This is a genomic window from Pontibacter locisalis, from assembly GCF_042684605.1.
Taxonomy (GTDB): Bacteria; Bacteroidota; Bacteroidia; order Cytophagales; family Hymenobacteraceae; genus Pontibacter; species Pontibacter locisalis.
The window spans coordinates 75,696-92,375 of the sequence record NZ_JBHULU010000021.1 but is presented as its reverse complement, the minus strand read 5'-3'; the positions used below and the strand labels follow the sequence as shown (position 1 = coordinate 92,375).

Genomic DNA, 16,680 nt, shown 5'->3' with positions numbered 1-16,680 from the left:
ATTACCCAAACCCATATTTATCTCGTTTAGTAAAGAACAATGAGAATACTTCTTACAGGTGCCAACGGCTATATCGGGAAGCGGCTTCTACCATTCTTGGTGAGCCAGGGGCATCAGGTACTGTGCCTGGTGCGGGACCCGAGAAGATTTGTATTACCCCCAACAATCAAAGAAAAAGTACAAGTAATAAAAGGTGACTTACTCAACCCGTCCTCGCTAGACAGTTTACCTTTAGATTTGGATGCAGCATATTACCTGGTGCACTCCATGGGTGGTGGAGATCATAACTTTTCTGAGCTTGAAGCAAATGCAGCACTCAACTTCAGAACGTATATTAACTCGACTACGGCCAGGCAAATAATTTATTTAAGTGGTATTGCAAACGTTGAGCACCTGTCAAAACACCTCACTTCCCGTCTACATGTAGAGGAACTACTGGCGGAAGCCAAAGCAAAACTTACAGTATTACGCGCAGCTATCATTATAGGATCAGGAAGCGCTTCTTTTGAAATAATTCGGGATCTGGTTGAAAAATTGCCCATTATGATAACTCCTAAGTGGCTGCACTCTATGTGTCAGCCTATAGCTATACGCGATGTTATTTTCTATTTAACCACTGTACTTGGTAATGACAGATGCTATGGCAAGCGGTTTGAGATTGGAGGCCCTGATGTGATGACCTACAAAGAAATGATCCTTCAGTTTGCCCGTATCCGTGGCCTGAAACGCTACCTGATAACTGTGCCTGTGTTAACTCCACGACTTTCTTCCTACTGGTTATACTTTGTAACGAGCACCAGTTTTAACCTCGCTAGAAGTTTAGTTGATAGCCTCCGTAACGATGTGGTGGTGAAAGATTATTCCATAAATGACATCATTCCGCATCAGTGCTTAACCTATGATGAAGCTATAAAACTGGCTTTTAATAAAATTGAGCAAAATATGGTTTTGTCAAGCTGGAAAGATTCACTTGTAAGCGGCACGATGCACTTAAACTACATGGACTTTGTGCAAATACCTGAATTTGGTGTACTTACAGATAAGCAGCGCAGAAAATTTACCAGGCCTGTAGCCGAAGTTCAGGAGAACATCTGGAGGATTGGTGGTGAACGCGGCTGGTACAAAACAGATTTCCTATGGCGTATCAGGGGCATCATTGATAAAATGGCAGGAGGTGTTGGGCTGAGGCGTGGCCGTAGAAGCCCCTACGATCTTAAAGCCGGCGACACAATAGACTTTTGGAGGGTGTTGGTAGCTGATGAACAACAGGGACGCCTGCTCTTATACGCTGAGATGAAACTACCCGGTGAAGCCTGGCTGCAGTTCAAAGTTTCCGAAGAGCCTGACGGCAACTACTTAGAGCAGTTGGCGGCCTACCGCCCTAACGGACTCTTAGGCAGATTGTACTGGTATGCTGTTTTGCCTTTCCACTTTATCATCTTCGGAGGAATGATAGAAAACATCATCAATTACTCAGCAGACAAAAAACAGATGCAGTAGTTGAATATTCCTATTATATTGCTATTTATAGGTTCACAAGTATAAAACTTTAACCTTCCCCCTTAGTATACTTCAATATATTTTTCAGCCTATATTTAGGGCGATACCGATGAAATACACTTTGTACAGCTATAATTTTTCTCGCCCTATAAAATATAGTTAACTTTGCTCTTCGATAACCCATCAAACCAAATGGAGGCTATAAAAGAAACCGACTTCTCCTTTCCTGGCCAGACAGGCTTTTACAGGGGCAAAGTGCGTGATGTTTACTATTTCGGGGACAAACTGGCTATTGTAGCAACAGATCGTATATCGGCCTTTGATGTGGTGCTTCCGCGTGCCATACCTTATAAAGGACAAGTACTGAATCAGATAGCTGCTCTGAACCTAAAAGCCACAGCAGACATTGTACCTAACTGGGTAATATCTACACCGCATCCTAATGTTACTATTGGTTACCATTGCGAGCCCTATAAAGTAGAGATGGTAATACGAGGGTATCTGGCAGGACATGCCTGGCGGGAATATCGTGCGGGCAAAAGAAGCGTTTGTGGCGTAGCCTTACCAGATGGTTTAAAAGAAAATGATAAGCTACCCGAGCCGATTATTACCCCGACGACCAAAGCGGATGAAGGGCATGATGAAGACATCTCCAGAGAAGAAATTTTAGCGAAAGGACTTGTATCTGAACAAGATTACCTTAATTTAGAGCGTTATACGCGCATGCTGTTTGAAAGAGGAGCAGCCTTGGCGCAGCAGCAAGGCCTTATCCTGGTAGATACTAAGTATGAGTTCGGCAAGTATAAGGGAGAGATTTTTTTAATAGATGAAATCCATACCCCTGATTCTTCCCGTTACTTTTACAGTGAGGGTTACGAGGAGAGACAGGCACAGAATGAACCACAACGCCAGCTTTCAAAAGAATTTGTCAGGCAGTGGCTCATTGAAAATGGTTTTCAAGGGAAAGAAGACCAACAAATACCAGAAATGACAGACGATGTAGTTGCCGGAATATCAGAGCGTTACATTGAGTTATTCGAGGCTTTTACAGGAACAACCTTTGTAAAAGAGAATTATTCAAATATCCTTAAACAAATTGAGGAGCAGGTAACAGGAAACATTTTTAGTACCAAAGATTAAAATATTTAAAGTAGATTTGGTACATTTGCTTTTAAATCCTTATAGGTAGATCTATGAAGTACACGATTGATAAGAAAGAAAACTACACAATTATCACGATAGATGAGAAGAAGTTAGATACTTCTATTGCACCTGATCTGAAGTCTGAATTCGTGAAGTTGAATGCTGAAGGTATTACTAACCTGATTCTTGACCTAAATAACGTAAAATACACAGACTCTTCAGGCTTAAGCTCTATTTTGATTGCAAACCGTCTTTGCAACTCATCTAATGGCTTATTGATCATGACTGGGCTTCAGGACCATGTTATGAAGCTAATCACAATTTCAAAACTTGAGTCAGTATTGAATATCCTTCCTACTGTAGAGGAGGCTATTGACCGCGTTTTCCTGCACGAGATTGAGCAGGACCTAACTAATAAAGAAGACTAAGCATAGCCGCCTATTGTGGATTTCGAACTCAGGATATTAGGCAGTTCGTCGGCCACACCATCGGCAAACAGACATAATACCGCCCAGATTCTAACTATTGGTAATCAGTATCATCTGATTGACTGCGGCGAAGGAACACAAATGCAGCTGATGCTTTACAAGATAAAGCATCAGCGCATTTCAAACATCTACATCAGCCATTTACACGGTGACCATTACTTTGGACTGGCTGGTTTACTCTCAACGATGCATTTACAGGGACGCCAGGCACCCTTGCATCTCTTTGGCCCTCCGGGTCTCTCTGAAATACTAAGCCTTCAGTTTAAGTACTCCGGCACTAATCTGAGCTTTAAGCTTAATTTTCATGAGCTTGACACAACCGTTCACAAAAAAGTTTTTGAAGATAAACAGCTTACGGTTCACACCATACCCATGGAGCACCGAATTCCATGCTGTGGCTTTCTGTTCCGTGAAAAGCAAAAGCCCCGTCCGCTAATAAAGGAGAATCTTCCTTCATTTCTAACACCTCCACAACTGGTTCGGCTGAAATGGGGAGAGGACGTTTATGACGGGGAAGGTAAGTTACTTGTTAAGAACAGGGAAGTAACAATGGACCCAAAGCGTAGCCGTAGTTATGCTTACTGTGCTGACAGCCGTTATAAGCCCGATCTGCTACCTTACCTGAATGAGGTTGATCTGCTCTATCATGAAGCCACTTTCGCTGATGACCTGCGTGAACGGGCAGAATACACTTTCCATAGTACAGCCCGGCAAGCAGCAGAGCTTGCTGCAAATGCTCAGGTTCGTCAGCTTTTAATTGGCCACTTCTCCGTTCGCTATAAAGACCTCAATCCCCTTTTGAACGAGGCCAGAAGTGTTTTCCCAGACACTGACCTCGCCACAGAAGGCAGCATTTTCAGTGTCGTGGAATAAGAGCTTCCTCTGAATATTGGTAAGCTTAGAAGGTCTAATTTAATTAGTAATTTTGCCTCTGCAAGAACAGTCTTATAAGCTGTACCCAAAAAATTATGGCTTTACCAACCTCTGACATACAAAGGAAGCGTACGAACCTGTTCCTGGTTCTGAGCGGAATCTTTATCGCAAACGCTCTGCTTGCTGAACTGATTGGAGTCAAAATTTTTTCGGGTGAGGCTCTCTTTGGTTTACCCGGAGCCCAGATTCCTCTCCTTGGCGGCAGCAAGCTTGATTTCAACCTCACTGCCGGAGTAGTTATATGGCCTGTAGTCTTTATTACAACAGACATCATCAATGAGTACTTTGGGAAAGCAGGAGTAAAGAAGGTAAGTATTCTTACAGTAGCGCTTATCCTCTATGCTTTTCTAGTCATAACCGTTGTCACCGGTCTTCCTCCAGCACAGTTCTGGACAGAAATTAACAGCCAGGACCCGAATGGGAATCCATTTAATATTGATTTCGCCTTCAATTCAGTTTATCGTCAAGGCCTTGGGATTATAATTGGCTCTGTTGTGGCTTTTCTGGTATCGCAGTTTCTGGATGCCACTGTTTTTCATTGGTTGCGCCGCTTTACCGGCAGCAGGAAAATCTGGCTTCGCGCAACAGGCTCTACTTTAGTTTCACAGCTAATAGACAGCTTTGTAGTACTGTTCATCGCTTTCTTCCTCTTTGGCAACTGGTCCATGGAGCTTGTGCTTTCAGTGGCCCTGATCAACTACCTTTACAAGTTTACTGTTGCCATTCTACTAACCCCCCTCCTATATGTAGCTCATTATTTTATAGACCGTTATTTAGGTGATAATCAAGCAAAAGCTACAGTTGAAGCAGCAGCAATGGCAAGCAAAGAATAAATTTCTCTTCAAAATACTTGCAATGTCTGAACATTGGTTGTTACCTTTGCATCCTTGCAAAAGAAAAAAATGCCAGCTCACTTAGCACATACACAAATTTTTATTACCGGGTACGTCCTGCACGACCTATAGTAGCTCCTCTCTTCTGCATTTGAGGCTAACCAGCCTCCTTATTTCATTTTTTTTAGATATATCTCTTTGGAGGGACAATCATGTTCAGAGGAATCATATTGGTTTTTCTTGGGGCTTGTAGTTTTGGCATACTTTCTACATTCGTTAAGTTAGCATATAAAGAAGGTTTTACCCTGGGTGACGTAACGGGCACACAGGTATTTTTTGGGTTGATTTTTCTTTGGGTGATGGTGTTGTTGCGACAGCTGTTTGGCAGCAAAAGCAACAGCACGTCGTTCAGAGAAAAGCTGCAATTAGCTGCCATGGGCACTAGCACCGGCCTTGTAAGTATTTTCTATTACAAATGCGTACAAACAGTACCTGCTTCCATTGCCATTCTTCTGCTGATGCAGTTTACCTGGATGAGCCTTTTATTGGATGCTGTTATCAAGCGCAGACTGCCAAAACAAACACAGGTAGGCATGGTGGTGTTGGTATTAATTGGTACCTGCCTTGCCGGCAGATTATTCTCTGATAAGCTTCCGGAATTTGATTGGGCAGGAATAGGCTATGGTCTTTTGGCTGCAATAAGCTATACTGTTTTTCTGGCCATTAATGGGAAAGTGGGAAACAACATGCACCCAATCACCAAAAGCGCCTTGCTTTTAACAGGTGCCTGTGTACTCATTTTCACTGTTTTTCCACCTGTATTCCTTGTGAATGGTGCCCTTTTGAACGGATTATTTAAGTGGGGGCTTGTGTTAGCAATATTCGGGACAGTGCTTCCTCCTATTTTCTACGCATATGGCATTCCTAAAACAGGTCTTGGACTCAGCGCCATACTTAGTGCTGCTGAGCTACCAGTAGCTGTGCTAATGTCGCGGTTAGTACTGCAGGAGGAGGTTTGGCCTATACAATGGCTGGGGGTGATTCTGATTTTAGTTGCCATTCTAATAGCTAACTGGAAAATGATTTTTAAAAGAATTAATAAAGCCCGGGCAGTGCCAGTGGCAGAAACTTTATATTAACATCAAAACTAAACTCTTTTCTTCATCTACTAAATTGCCTATGATACTATAAAAGTTTTTGAAAATAAATTGGTTGATTTATGATGGTTAGGTTCAGCAATTCTGCTGTTTTCCTAACCATTGTTTTTTACAAGGTTTTCTACCATTTCCTCTTCCTGCTGAACCAGCTCCTCCTTCTAGGAGCGCCAAAACTTCCTGAAATTTCATCGAATACTTTTCTAAAACAATAATCTACCTACCTCACCTGTTTTAAGGGAAAGCTTATCTCTTTTTTATTTTTACCCTGTTAGCACATGAAAAAGGTATTTTCGATCACAATTGTAGCTGCTTTAGCTATGAGTTTTCAGTTTAAAACCGAAACTCCTCAACCAACTGATACCAAACTAGCTCTTACTATTAACTCTTCATCAAGAGCACCCATTACCATATCAACAGGAACATATATTGGCACGGTACCCTGTGTAGATTGCGAGGGCATACAAATGAAGCTTACACTCAAAGAAGGTAAAGCTGGCAAGGGTAAGACTTTCCTATTGGAACAAACTTATTTAGGAAAGCCTGCAGGCAGTAATGTTGTTCGCATAAAAGGAATATGGATTCCTGCACGTGGAAATAAACAAGACCCCAAAGCAGTTGTAATCCAATTAATACCTGACGGAAATTATGATCCGCTATACTTCTTGCGGCTAAATGATTATGACATTAAGATGCTCGACCGCAAACAGAGCTCCATCAAATCAAAACACAACTATATGCTGCAAAAGCAGAGGGGGTAGCAGCCAAATTGGCTCATGTATTTCAATTCAAAGCCATTTTAGGTTATCTTGCAACTTAGAACTTAAGAACTCAAGATAAATGGCACGTTACCTCACCGGAATACAGGCAACTGGCAGACCTCACCTGGGCAACTTGTTAGGAGCTATCATTCCTGCTGTTGAATTGTCAAGAACTTCTGAACAGGAGTCGCTTTATTTTATTGCTGACATGCATTCTCTTACCACTGTGCGTGATGCAGAACTGCTGCGAAGCAATACCTATGCTGTAGCCGCTGCCTGGCTTGCTTTCGGCTTTGACACAGATAAGCATGTTTTCTATCGCCAATCAGATGTACCGATGGTGACAGAACTCACCTGGTACCTGAGTTGCTTTACTCCTTTTCCAATGCTTGCGAACGCACATTCTTTTAAGGATAAATCATCGCGCAGAGGCCTTTCGGAAGTAAACGCGGGGTTGTTTACATACCCGGTACTGATGGCTGCAGACATCCTGATGTATGATGCCAACATTGTTCCGGTTGGTAAGGACCAAATGCAGCACCTGGAGATTACCCGAGACATCGCAAGCTCTTTTAACCACATTTACGGTGAAACCTTTGTGCTACCGGATGCCCGTATAGATGAAGCTGTTATGACAGTACCTGGCATCAACGGAGAAAAGATGAGTAAATCTTACGGAAACATTATTGATATCTTTGAGGCAGACAAGCCACTTCGTAAGATAATCATGAGCATTATAACTGATAGCACTGCACTTGAAGAGCCCAAAGATCCGGATAGTGATACTGTTTTTCAGCTTTACAGTTTATTAGCCAGCCCGGAAGAAATTGAGACCATGCGTCAAAATTATTTGGCTGGCGGCTATGGTTATGGGCATGCAAAGCAGGCGCTGTATGAGATTATCATCCGTAAGTATGCTAAAGAACGCGAGTTGTTTAATTACTATATGGATAATCTTGAGGAAGTAGACAGAAAGTTACTAGAGGGTGCAGAAAAAGCCAAAGCTATTGCAAAACCTGTTCTACAACGTGTCAGAGAAAAGCTAGGCTTCTAATCCTATAAACCGATATACAAAAAAAGCCTGAAGGAAACTTCAGGCTTTTTTTGTATATCGGTTTATAGGATTACATATCACCCTCACCATAATAGCGGTTATAACGCTCATTATATTCATTGTTATCTAACATATTGTCTCTGTTGGTATCCCAAAGAGTAAATATACCATCTGAATATTCACGCTCATTGATCATGCTATCTCTGTCTCTATCCCATTCCCCGTAGTAGTTACTGTTAGCAAAACCAGTCCTGAACTCATTCTCATCTAGATTATTGTCCCTGTTCACGTCCCAGTCTGCCCAATTGTTATTCTCAATTCCGTAGTCTCTACTGGCAGTTGTCCACTCATTCTCATCAATTAACTCATCATCGTTGATGTCCCAGGTGTCATAGAAACCTGTGTAAAATTCGTTCTCATCCAACAGATTATCATCATTCTCATCCCACTCGCCATATTGTCTGTTAGAAGCGAATGTGGTACCGAATCTTTCCTGGTCCCAGTTTTCCATTACGCCAGCATCTACCTCAGCTGTAGTTTCAAGTGTCTCTGTTTCTTCAGCTGTTTCCATATCGTTACCGCCGCAGGCAACTAAGCCAGTCATCAGCGTAAAGCAAAGACCAGTACTTAAAATTTTCATCAATTTATCTTTTTCAGTTTTCATAGTCGTTTTTGTTTAATTCTTGTTTAAAACATTATGTATTGGCACAAAATAGCCGATACAATAAATTTCTACGTCAGTACACCTTTATTAGGTTTGAGTAGACCCTCTAGAGAAGTGAAGAGCCTTTCTTGTTAAGTGTAAGCAACTATAAACGAAGTGAACAAAAGTAGGATTGCACTGAAAATTAGACAAACCAGGAATATAAATATGACTTTTACAATCTTTAATATGTACAAAATAAAGACCTGAATTCCAGCTCTATTACTACTTTTTACAAAAATTAATTTAAAATTAATTTCTGCTCTGATCCTGAACAACTAGATCTGCAGATGCTCTGTTCAAGGCAATGGGAATGTTGTTGAGCACTGCGGTTCTTATAAGCGTCTGTATATCATGCTCGTGCCCGTGTGGTGTTTCAGCATCAATAAAGAAAATAACTTTATCTACTTCTCCCTGGAGAATTTTTGCAGCAAGCAAAATATCCCCACCACTCGGACCATGCCCGAAGGCTTTAATATCCAGATCCAGCATTTCATTGATAAGCCGGGAGGTGTTGGTCGTGCCAATAAGGTTATGTTCCCGCAAAATCTGATAATTAACTTTCGCCCAGTTCAGCAAATCGTTCTTACGACTATTATGCGCAATTAAAGCAATGGTTTTTTTCATAATAATGATTATTCTCGTTTTCTATCTTACCTGGAGTTTTGGTAAATTTATAATATTCCCTTACGATAACTATGTAGTTAACAATAATATAATAAACCTCCTTTCTGCAGTAGATGGAAAGCCTTGAGTACCATTTTACAATAAAAGCCATTAAAAAAGCTCCCTTGCCTTATTCGGGCAAAGGAGCTTTTACAAGTAAAGGTAAACCTACAAAAACAGCTTTTTCTATTTTAACACTATAGCTTTAATTAAGGAATCCATTTAATATCCTTGAAATCTGGCTTTCTTTTCTCCAAAAAGGCATTTCTGCCTTCCTTGGCTTCCTCAGTCATATAAGCAAGGCGGGTAGCTTCTCCGGCAAATACCTGCTGGCCTACCATACCATCATCTGTAAGATTAAAGGCGAATTTAAGCATTTTAATAGATGTCGGCGATTTGGCGAGTATCTCCTGTGCCCACTCATAAGCTGTATCTTCCAGTTCATTATGAGGAATTACAGCATTCACCATACCCATCTCATAGGCATCCTGTGCCGAATAATTTCTACCCAGGAAAAATATCTCACGTGCTCGTTTCTGCCCTACCATTTTAGCCAGGTAAGCTGATCCGTAGCCCCCATCAAAACTTGTTACATCAGCATCGGTCTGTTTAAAAATTGCATGTTCTTTACTGGCGAGTGTCAGGTCACACACTACGTGAAGGCTATGACCACCACCTACTGCCCAGCCAGGCACAACAGCAATCACCACTTTCGGCATGAAGCGAATAAGGCGCTGTACTTCGAGAATGTTCAGGCGCGGCATTCCGGCTTCATCTACATACCCTTGGTGGCCACGTGCATTCTGGTCTCCGCCGCTGCAGAAAGAGTAAACGCCGTCCTTTGTAGATGGACCTTCGGCAGAAAGCAGCACTACCCCAATAGAAGTATCTTCGCGGGCATCCAGAAAAGCTTCAAAAAGCTCCCCTACTGTTTTCGGGCGGAATGCATTTCGCACGTTTGGCCGGTTGAAGGCAATACGCGCCACGCCATTCGATTTTTTATAGGTTATATCTTCGTATTCCTTTACAGTTATCCAATTTGCTTTGCTCATGATTCTAAAATTTTATACTGCAAATATAAGGTTCCTGCAGTTTATCTTTACAGTCCGCTGGGCTTACTTTACCTTACTATTACCTTTGTAGTGAAGGCAATAGGGAGATAGGCTTCGACCAAGCAGACATCTCTTTTACTATGCTTTCTTCAGGTACATTGTTTTGAGTACTACCTGACTCTTGCCAACACGGCATTCCACTTCATCTGGACTATCAGTCAGGCAGATGTTTTTGATCATGTTGCCACGCTTTAAAGTAGTAGACATCCCCTTTACCTTCAGGTCTTTTACAACGTGTACAGAGTCTCCATCATTTAGTATGTTCCCGTTGCTATCTTTCGCTTCCATTTTTTTCTTACTTATTTTCTGATATTATCCGGATTTGGCAAATGTCGAGTTTTGAGACCAATAATCAATTGAAAAATCGTCTTTTGTGTAAGCAGACAAAAAAGGGACAAAACCATTCACTTACTTTCAGAGTTACTTATAACCTTCATTTTAAACTGTTCCTGTTGCAGCACTTTTATTAATCAAAGCTGAAGATTGATTAAATTAACTGGCAGGTTGTACTTACGGAGAATTACAGTCTTTATCAGCTAAATCACAGGTTTAGATTAACATCTAATAGGGAATCCTCCTCTCTTTCTGCTCCAGATTTGTTGCTTATATATCACCATTCCGCCTCACTAAACTGGTTCTTGTAATAATTTTATAGTAAATTGACGATACAACACAACATTCCGCACCCATGGACGAACCTAATTACCGACTCCAGTACTACAAATTCCTAATCAGCAAGCACTACCGCAAAATCCTTTTAGGTCTGGCACTACTTGTACTTATTTTCACCTCCGTTAAAACAGTTGGCCCCGAAGAAGAAGGCGTTGTCCTTTATGTGGGCCATTACGACAGGACGGTTGATCCCGGCCTTCATTTTATTCTTCCCTTTGGTATAGAGGAAATGGAAAAGATACCAGTGCAGCGGCAGCTAAAACAGGAATTTGGCTTCCGTACTGTGGCAGCCGGTACCAGTACCCAATACTCTAAAGAAAACTTTGCCGATGAATCCCTGATGCTAACCGGAGACCTGAATTTAGCTAATGTGGAATGGGTAGTACAGTACCGGATTGTCAATTCTTACAACTACCTGTTCAAAGTCAGAGATGCCGACAAAGCACTGCGTGATATGTCGGAAGCTGCTGTACGAAAGGTGGTCGGAGACCGAACCGTAAACGAAGTGCTGACAGTAGGACGACAGGAAGTCGCCTCTAGTGTAGAAGTACTCCTGCAACGCATGTGCGATGAGTATGAGAATGGTATTCGAATTGATCAGGTAGTACTTCAGGATGTGAATCCACCGGAGCCTGTAAAACCGTCTTTCAACGCTGTTAACCAGGCACAGCAAGAACGAGAGACCCTTATAAACAAGGCAGAGTCTGAATACAACCGCATCATTCCGCGTGCACGAGGTGAAGCTGATGAGACTATACAACTCGCAGAGGCTTATGCCCTAAAGAGAGTAAACTTAGCCACCGGTGAGGCAGCTCGCTTTAACTCCCTTTTCGAAGAATATATAAAAGCACCTGAGGTAACAAAAAAGCGCATTTACCTTGAAACAATGGAAAAAATTTTACCCAAGATTGGTGGTAAAATCATTGTGGATGAAAATGGGAATAACGTTCTCCCACTGTTAAACCTCGACCAGCCTAAAAAGAAATAAGCCGTGAATATTAGAAAAATTTTATCGCTACTAGCCGTATTTATCTTACTGACACTCGCTTTTACAAGCATATTTGTACTTGACGAGACACAACAGGCTATTGTAACGCAATTTGGTAAACCTGTTGGAGAACCCCGGACACAGCCAGGGCTCCATTTTAAGATACCAATGATACAGAAGGTGCAGTTCTTTGATAAACGTTACCTGGAATGGGATGGAGATGCTAACCAGGTACCAACTAAAGACAAGAAATTCATCTTTGTTGACACCTATGCAAGGTGGCAAATAATAAATCCGCTGCAGTTTTTTATCCGTCTGCGGGATGAGCGTTCCGGCCAATCGAGGCTCGATGATATCCTGGATGGTGAAACCCGTAATGCGATTGCAAGTCACGATCTACTGGACATCGTAAGGTCTTCCAACAGGAAGCCAGAAGTGGTAGAGGAGTTTATGGAAGACCTTGAAAACCTGGATAACATCACTGTAGGTCGTGCAAAAATCGAAGCCCTGATACTTAAGCGGGCTAACGAAAGAACAGCTGATTTGGGCGTGCAGATTCTTGATTTCCGCTTTAAGCGCATGAATTATGTAGATGAAGTGAGGGACAGGGTGTATGACCGAATGATAAGTGAGCGTACCCGGATTGCAGACCAGTTCCGATCCGAAGGACAGGGTGAGGCCAGTAAAATACAAGGTAATAAAGAACGTGACCTTGCTAAGATACAGTCAGAAGCAACCAGGGAATCAGAAATGATACAAGGTAGAGCCGATGCACAGGCTACATCCATTTATGCTTCTGCTTACAACAAGAATTCACAGGCAAGAGACCTTTACAGTTTCCTGAGGTCTATGGAAACGTTAGAGAAATCATTTGATGATAAAACAAGTATCATCCTTTCCACAGATTCAGAACTCTACAAATACTTAAAGAAAGCTAATTAGCAAGATGCATTTAACAGCATTGCAAGACCTTCCTTTTTGATTGGGTAAAAGTGCAGTAGCTAAAGATTGAGGCTACTGCACTTTTATTTCAGTATTAGCACATATTCCCTCATACTTTTCTCGGGTTAATTTCCAGCGGTTAACTTCCTGTTCAAAATTGAGCGACCCGGGAATAGTTCTATATTTCTTCTCAAACACAAAACCTACTTTCTCAAGTGTTCTATTTGGTGCTGGATTAAGAGCATAGGGTTCACAGAAGAGAACTTTAAGCTTCAGGTTCTCAAAAAAATACGGAAGTGACTTCTTAACTAACGTTGTCCCAATCCCACGTTTTCTTGTTTCCGGCTTCCACAAGTGCAAATGCATAAATGCTGATTCCCCAAACTGTATTGAATTTACATTTGAATGGCCGATAGGTTCTCCATCACTTAACCAGATCAAGGCATAGGACATTTTTTCTTCCATTTTAGAATGTATCTGATGAGTAAGCATTGTTCTAAGCCCTTCCCTTGTTGGCAACTTCTCCAGATCAACTCCCATGCTCACCAGAAAGACTGAATCTGACTCTAGCCAATAATTGGCAATCAAGTCTATGTCTTCTGCCTGAACTTCTCTTACTGCTAATGACTCATTCATATCTGTACTCATTTTTTAGTGGGGTTTTAGAACACCACTAGTGTGGGGCTTTCTAGCTGTCTCTAAAGGTTTCGCGTAAAATAGCTCTGTTCAAACAACGTGGTTAAGCTGTAGGCGAAGTTATTTCAACTCCATAAACAAGATTGGATATGGTTTTCCAGAAGAGTCTACTTCTGATCGTCCTATCACTTTAAACCCCAGGTGCTCATAAAATCCAACAGCCTGTTTATAATCTACATTCACATCTACTTTGGTTACTTTCAGTTGCTGAACAGCATATTCTAAAAGAGCTTTACCCCACCTCTTCCTCTTGCTTCCGGGTGAATGAATCGCATCTCAACCTTCTGCCCAGATTTGCCGATAAAGCCAATAATCCTCCTTTCGTCATCTCAGATTAACTGCTTTTAGATATTCATTCAATATTAACGTCTTAAAAAACTGCATGTCTTCCTCCTTCAAAAAAAGATGCGTCGCTCTCACACAATCTTCCCATACACTTACGACCTCCTCATATTCATGGGCTTCTATTGCGTCAATTTTATTATACATTTTACCTGCTCCTGCTAAAATATTTTCAAATCTGGCAGCTCCTTATAATACTGATATCAGCACTAGATACTATACTTTCACAAAAAAGAAAAGAGGTGCTACTTCATGAGCGAAGGAATGAGATTTTGAAAATACTCCTTTTTAGGCCGATATTGTAAAAAAGTATCTACGGATGAAGATCAAACTCATTGCAATAGGCAAAACAGATGAATCCTTTCTTGAAGAGGGAATAGAAAAGTATCTTAAACGGCTGAAACATTACCACCCCTTTGAATTCGTAATTATACCTGACATCAAGCAAGGCGGCAAGTATACTCCTGAGAATCTTAAGGAAGCGGAAGGAAAGCTTATACTTCAAAAGATTCAGGAGGGCGATCATGTAATCCTGTTAGATGATAAAGGCAAGGGTTTTACGTCCACTGAATTCGCAGATTTCCTTCAAAAGAAGCTTAATGTGGTAAACACCAACCTGATTTTTGTTATTGGAGGGGCATTTGGTTTCTCGGCAGCTGTTTACCAAAGAGCTAAAGAGAAAATTTCACTCTCCAAAATGACTTTTTCTCACCAGATGGTAAGGCTCTTCTTTATAGAGCAGTTGTATCGTGGCTTTACTATTTTACGGGGCGAAAAATATCATCACGATTAAATTTTTGTATAGCAGCTGCTATACAAAAAGCCGCGCCTCCTTCGTATAGCTACAAAAGCAGGCGCGGCGGTTTTAGGCTGATCCCCTATAAGATGATAAGGAACTTGAATATTAACGACTATTCAGCTGTCCAGAGCACACGCTCCTGATCAGAGAGAATAAGCAGTACACGCGGAGGGTTTGCCACTAACACCAGGCGCATCTCTACTCCCGGAAAAGAGTCAGACTCTACCCAGACACCTTCAGTTTCCTCACCGTCTTCCAACTCTCTTCCGTTCAGTGAGCTAGCCAGGTAAGCTGTAGGCAAAAGAATGTCTGCATCAGATTTTATTTTGGCGTGCACATCTTCCAATACATCTTCAAGATATTCCCCGTATTCCTCATTGAAGTCATCTTCAAGGTCGTGCAGTTCCTCTTCTATATCATCATAACGCTCATCGTTGTAGTCCAGGGAATTTAGTTCCTGCTTTTTCTCCAGGATAGCAACAATAGAGCTGTTTAGGGCATTTGCGTTCATGAGATCTTAGTATTTTTTACAAAGTTGAAAACATGCCAGAGCAATTGCAAGTATTCTGAGTGATAATTTGCATTGCTTCAATACAGGTTTTGATAAAACTTTAAAAGCTGTATTTTTACATAAATCACCATTTAAACTACTCTTAAAACTATGGCAACAGATATTCTGCCTTTAAATGGCACCGATTATATCGAATTTTATGTAGGCAATGCCAAGCAGGCTGCACATTTTTATCAGACAGCCTTCGGCTTTAAACTAATAGCATACGCAGGTCCTGAGACCGGTATTCGGGACCGTGCATCCTATGTATTGCAGCAGGAGAAAGTACGCTTTGTGCTTACTACTTCACTAGATCCTAATTCAGAAATCTCCCAGCATGTGCTTAAGCATGGCGATGGTGTTAAAGTGTTAGCTCTTTGGGTAGATGATGCGGAAGAGGCATTCCGAGGAACAGTAGAGCGTGGTGCTAAACCAGCCCTGGAGCCTAAAACTCTTTCTGATGAGCATGGCGAAGTTAAAGTAGCCTCTATTCATACCTACGGCGATACCATCCATACTTTTGTAGAGCGCAAGAACTACAGCGGTCCGTTTATGCCAGGCTTTGTTGAAAAGAAAAGCCTGTTGGAAGTAGAACCTGTAGGCCTGAAGTATGTTGACCACTGCGTTGGTAACGTAGAGCTTGGCCGCATGAATGAGTGGGTAGAGTTTTATGAGAAAGTGATGGGCTTTAACCTCCTGCTTACCTTTGATGATAAAGATATCAGCACCGAGTACACTGCCCTTATGTCAAAAGTGGTGTCAAACGGAAACGGCTACATCAAGTTTCCGATAAATGAACCAGCTAAAGGTAAGAAGAAGTCGCAGATAGACGAGTACCTGGAGTTCTACAGAGGTGCAGGTGTGCAGCATATCGCCATCGCTACAAATGATATCCTGCATACGGTAAGCGAGTTGCGTCGTCGTGGCGTTGAATTCCTGTATGTGCCAGACACATATTATGATGATCTGATTGAGCGTATCGGGCATATAGATGAAGACATGGGTGACCTGCGCAAGCTAAACATCCTCGTCGACCGTGATGAGGAAGGTTATCTGCTGCAGATTTTCACAAAGCCAGTAGAGGACCGTCCGACAGTATTTTACGAGATTATCCAGCGCAAAGGAGCCAAGTCATTTGGTAAAGGAAATTTCAAAGCTTTATTTGAAGCAATTGAGCGTGAGCAGGAATTACGCGGCAACCTCTAACCTAAAAACCAAGTATAGAAGCCCTGGAATATTAGGGCAAATGCAATAAATTTATAGTTAACATCACACCAGCCTTCTGCTGTACACCGTGTACAAAAAAGGCTGGTGTGATTTTTTGTGTATTTCGACTTACAAATT

At 41.7% G+C, this 16,680-nt stretch carries 19 protein-coding genes; 12 read left to right on the top strand and 7 right to left on the bottom strand.

The genetic code is table 11. The features are described from left to right. Positions 1–39: 39 nt before the first annotated feature. The 8 genes from ACFSRY_RS14460 (at position 40) to trpS (ending at position 7,866) form a co-directional block, all read left to right on the top strand. Positions 40–1,500, top strand: coding sequence for an SDR family oxidoreductase (locus tag ACFSRY_RS14460; RefSeq protein ID WP_377509060.1), 1,461 nt, complete (start codon positions 40–42; stop codon positions 1,498–1,500). Between the two features lie 192 nt (positions 1,501–1,692). After that, the gene (locus ACFSRY_RS14455) at positions 1,693–2,640 is read left to right on the top strand and encodes a phosphoribosylaminoimidazolesuccinocarboxamide synthase (protein ID WP_377511204.1); all 948 of its coding nucleotides are present in this window, start codon (positions 1,693–1,695) and stop codon (positions 2,638–2,640) included. 53 nt (positions 2,641–2,693) lie between these two features. Then, positions 2,694–3,071 (top strand): STAS domain-containing protein, encoded by a 378-nt coding sequence (locus ACFSRY_RS14450; protein WP_377509057.1) that lies wholly within the window; start codon positions 2,694–2,696, stop codon positions 3,069–3,071. A 15-nt stretch (positions 3,072–3,086) separates the two neighbouring features. Beyond that, a complete protein-coding gene (locus ACFSRY_RS14445; protein ID WP_377509054.1) occupies positions 3,087–4,004 on the top strand; it encodes a ribonuclease Z in 918 nt (305 codons plus the stop codon). 95 nt (positions 4,005–4,099) lie between these two features. Further along, positions 4,100–4,897, top strand: coding sequence for a queuosine precursor transporter (locus tag ACFSRY_RS14440; protein ID WP_377509051.1), 798 nt, complete (start codon positions 4,100–4,102; stop codon positions 4,895–4,897). Positions 4,898–5,109: 212 nt separating this feature from the next. Continuing rightward, positions 5,110–6,036, top strand: a complete 927-nt coding sequence (locus ACFSRY_RS14435) for an EamA family transporter (protein ID WP_377509048.1) — start codon at positions 5,110–5,112, stop codon at positions 6,034–6,036. A gap of 293 nt (positions 6,037–6,329) precedes the next feature. Further along, on the top strand, positions 6,330–6,812 hold the full coding sequence (locus tag ACFSRY_RS14430; RefSeq protein WP_377509045.1) for a copper resistance protein NlpE N-terminal domain-containing protein: 483 nt from the start codon (positions 6,330–6,332) through the stop codon (positions 6,810–6,812). Positions 6,813–6,891: 79 nt separating this feature from the next. Continuing rightward, positions 6,892–7,866 carry a tryptophan--tRNA ligase gene (trpS, locus tag ACFSRY_RS14425; RefSeq protein WP_377509042.1) on the top strand — a complete coding sequence of 325 codons (975 nt, stop codon included), beginning with the start codon at positions 6,892–6,894 and terminating at the stop codon, positions 7,864–7,866. Between the two features lie 70 nt (positions 7,867–7,936). Here trpS and ACFSRY_RS14420 read toward each other — a convergent pair whose 3' ends face one another. The 4 genes from ACFSRY_RS14420 to ACFSRY_RS14405 all read right to left on the bottom strand — a co-directional run bounded on the left by ACFSRY_RS14420 (position 7,937) and on the right by ACFSRY_RS14405 (position 10,635). Further along, positions 7,937–8,530 carry a hypothetical protein gene (locus tag ACFSRY_RS14420; RefSeq protein ID WP_377509039.1) on the bottom strand — a complete coding sequence of 198 codons (594 nt, stop codon included), beginning with the start codon at positions 8,528–8,530 and terminating at the stop codon, positions 7,937–7,939. Positions 8,531–8,821: 291 nt separating this feature from the next. Then, positions 8,822–9,196, bottom strand: coding sequence for a methylglyoxal synthase (locus tag ACFSRY_RS14415; protein WP_377509036.1), 375 nt, complete (start codon positions 9,194–9,196; stop codon positions 8,822–8,824). Positions 9,197–9,444: 248 nt separating this feature from the next. After that, on the bottom strand, positions 9,445–10,287 hold the full coding sequence (locus tag ACFSRY_RS14410; RefSeq protein ID WP_377509033.1) for a 1,4-dihydroxy-2-naphthoyl-CoA synthase: 843 nt from the start codon (positions 10,285–10,287) through the stop codon (positions 9,445–9,447). 138 nt (positions 10,288–10,425) lie between these two features. Then, positions 10,426–10,635 (bottom strand): PhnA domain-containing protein, encoded by a 210-nt coding sequence (locus ACFSRY_RS14405; RefSeq protein ID WP_377509030.1) that lies wholly within the window; start codon positions 10,633–10,635, stop codon positions 10,426–10,428. A gap of 400 nt (positions 10,636–11,035) precedes the next feature. Here ACFSRY_RS14405 and hflK point away from each other — a divergent pair, with 400 nt between their 5' ends. Continuing rightward, positions 11,036–12,007 (top strand): FtsH protease activity modulator HflK, encoded by a 972-nt coding sequence (hflK, locus tag ACFSRY_RS14400; RefSeq protein WP_377509027.1) that lies wholly within the window; start codon positions 11,036–11,038, stop codon positions 12,005–12,007. A 3-nt stretch (positions 12,008–12,010) separates the two neighbouring features. Then, positions 12,011–12,949, top strand: a complete 939-nt coding sequence (gene hflC, locus ACFSRY_RS14395; protein WP_377509024.1) for a protease modulator HflC — start codon at positions 12,011–12,013, stop codon at positions 12,947–12,949. A 72-nt stretch (positions 12,950–13,021) separates the two neighbouring features. Here hflC and ACFSRY_RS14390 read toward each other — a convergent pair whose 3' ends face one another. Together ACFSRY_RS14390 and ACFSRY_RS14385 are read right to left on the bottom strand one after the other, a co-directional pair. Further along, entirely contained in the window at positions 13,022–13,597 is a 576-nt protein-coding gene (locus ACFSRY_RS14390; RefSeq protein ID WP_377509021.1) for a GNAT family N-acetyltransferase, read from the bottom strand. Between the two features lie 108 nt (positions 13,598–13,705). Beyond that, positions 13,706–13,915, bottom strand: a complete 210-nt coding sequence (locus ACFSRY_RS14385; protein ID WP_377511201.1) for a GNAT family N-acetyltransferase — start codon at positions 13,913–13,915, stop codon at positions 13,706–13,708. Between the two features lie 391 nt (positions 13,916–14,306). On the opposite strand from ACFSRY_RS14385, the gene rlmH reads away from it, so the two are divergent. Beyond that, positions 14,307–14,780, top strand: a complete 474-nt coding sequence (rlmH, locus tag ACFSRY_RS14380) for a 23S rRNA (pseudouridine(1915)-N(3))-methyltransferase RlmH (RefSeq protein ID WP_377509018.1) — start codon at positions 14,307–14,309, stop codon at positions 14,778–14,780. 118 nt (positions 14,781–14,898) lie between these two features. Here rlmH and ACFSRY_RS14375 read toward each other — a convergent pair whose 3' ends face one another. Then, positions 14,899–15,297: a hypothetical protein gene (locus ACFSRY_RS14375; protein WP_377509015.1), complete on the bottom strand. Its 399-nt coding sequence runs from the start codon at positions 15,295–15,297 to the stop codon at positions 14,899–14,901. Between the two features lie 150 nt (positions 15,298–15,447). On the opposite strand from ACFSRY_RS14375, the gene hppD reads away from it, so the two are divergent. Beyond that, a complete protein-coding gene (hppD, locus tag ACFSRY_RS14370) occupies positions 15,448–16,542 on the top strand; it encodes a 4-hydroxyphenylpyruvate dioxygenase (RefSeq protein WP_377509011.1) in 1,095 nt (364 codons plus the stop codon). Positions 16,543–16,680 lie beyond the last annotated feature (138 nt).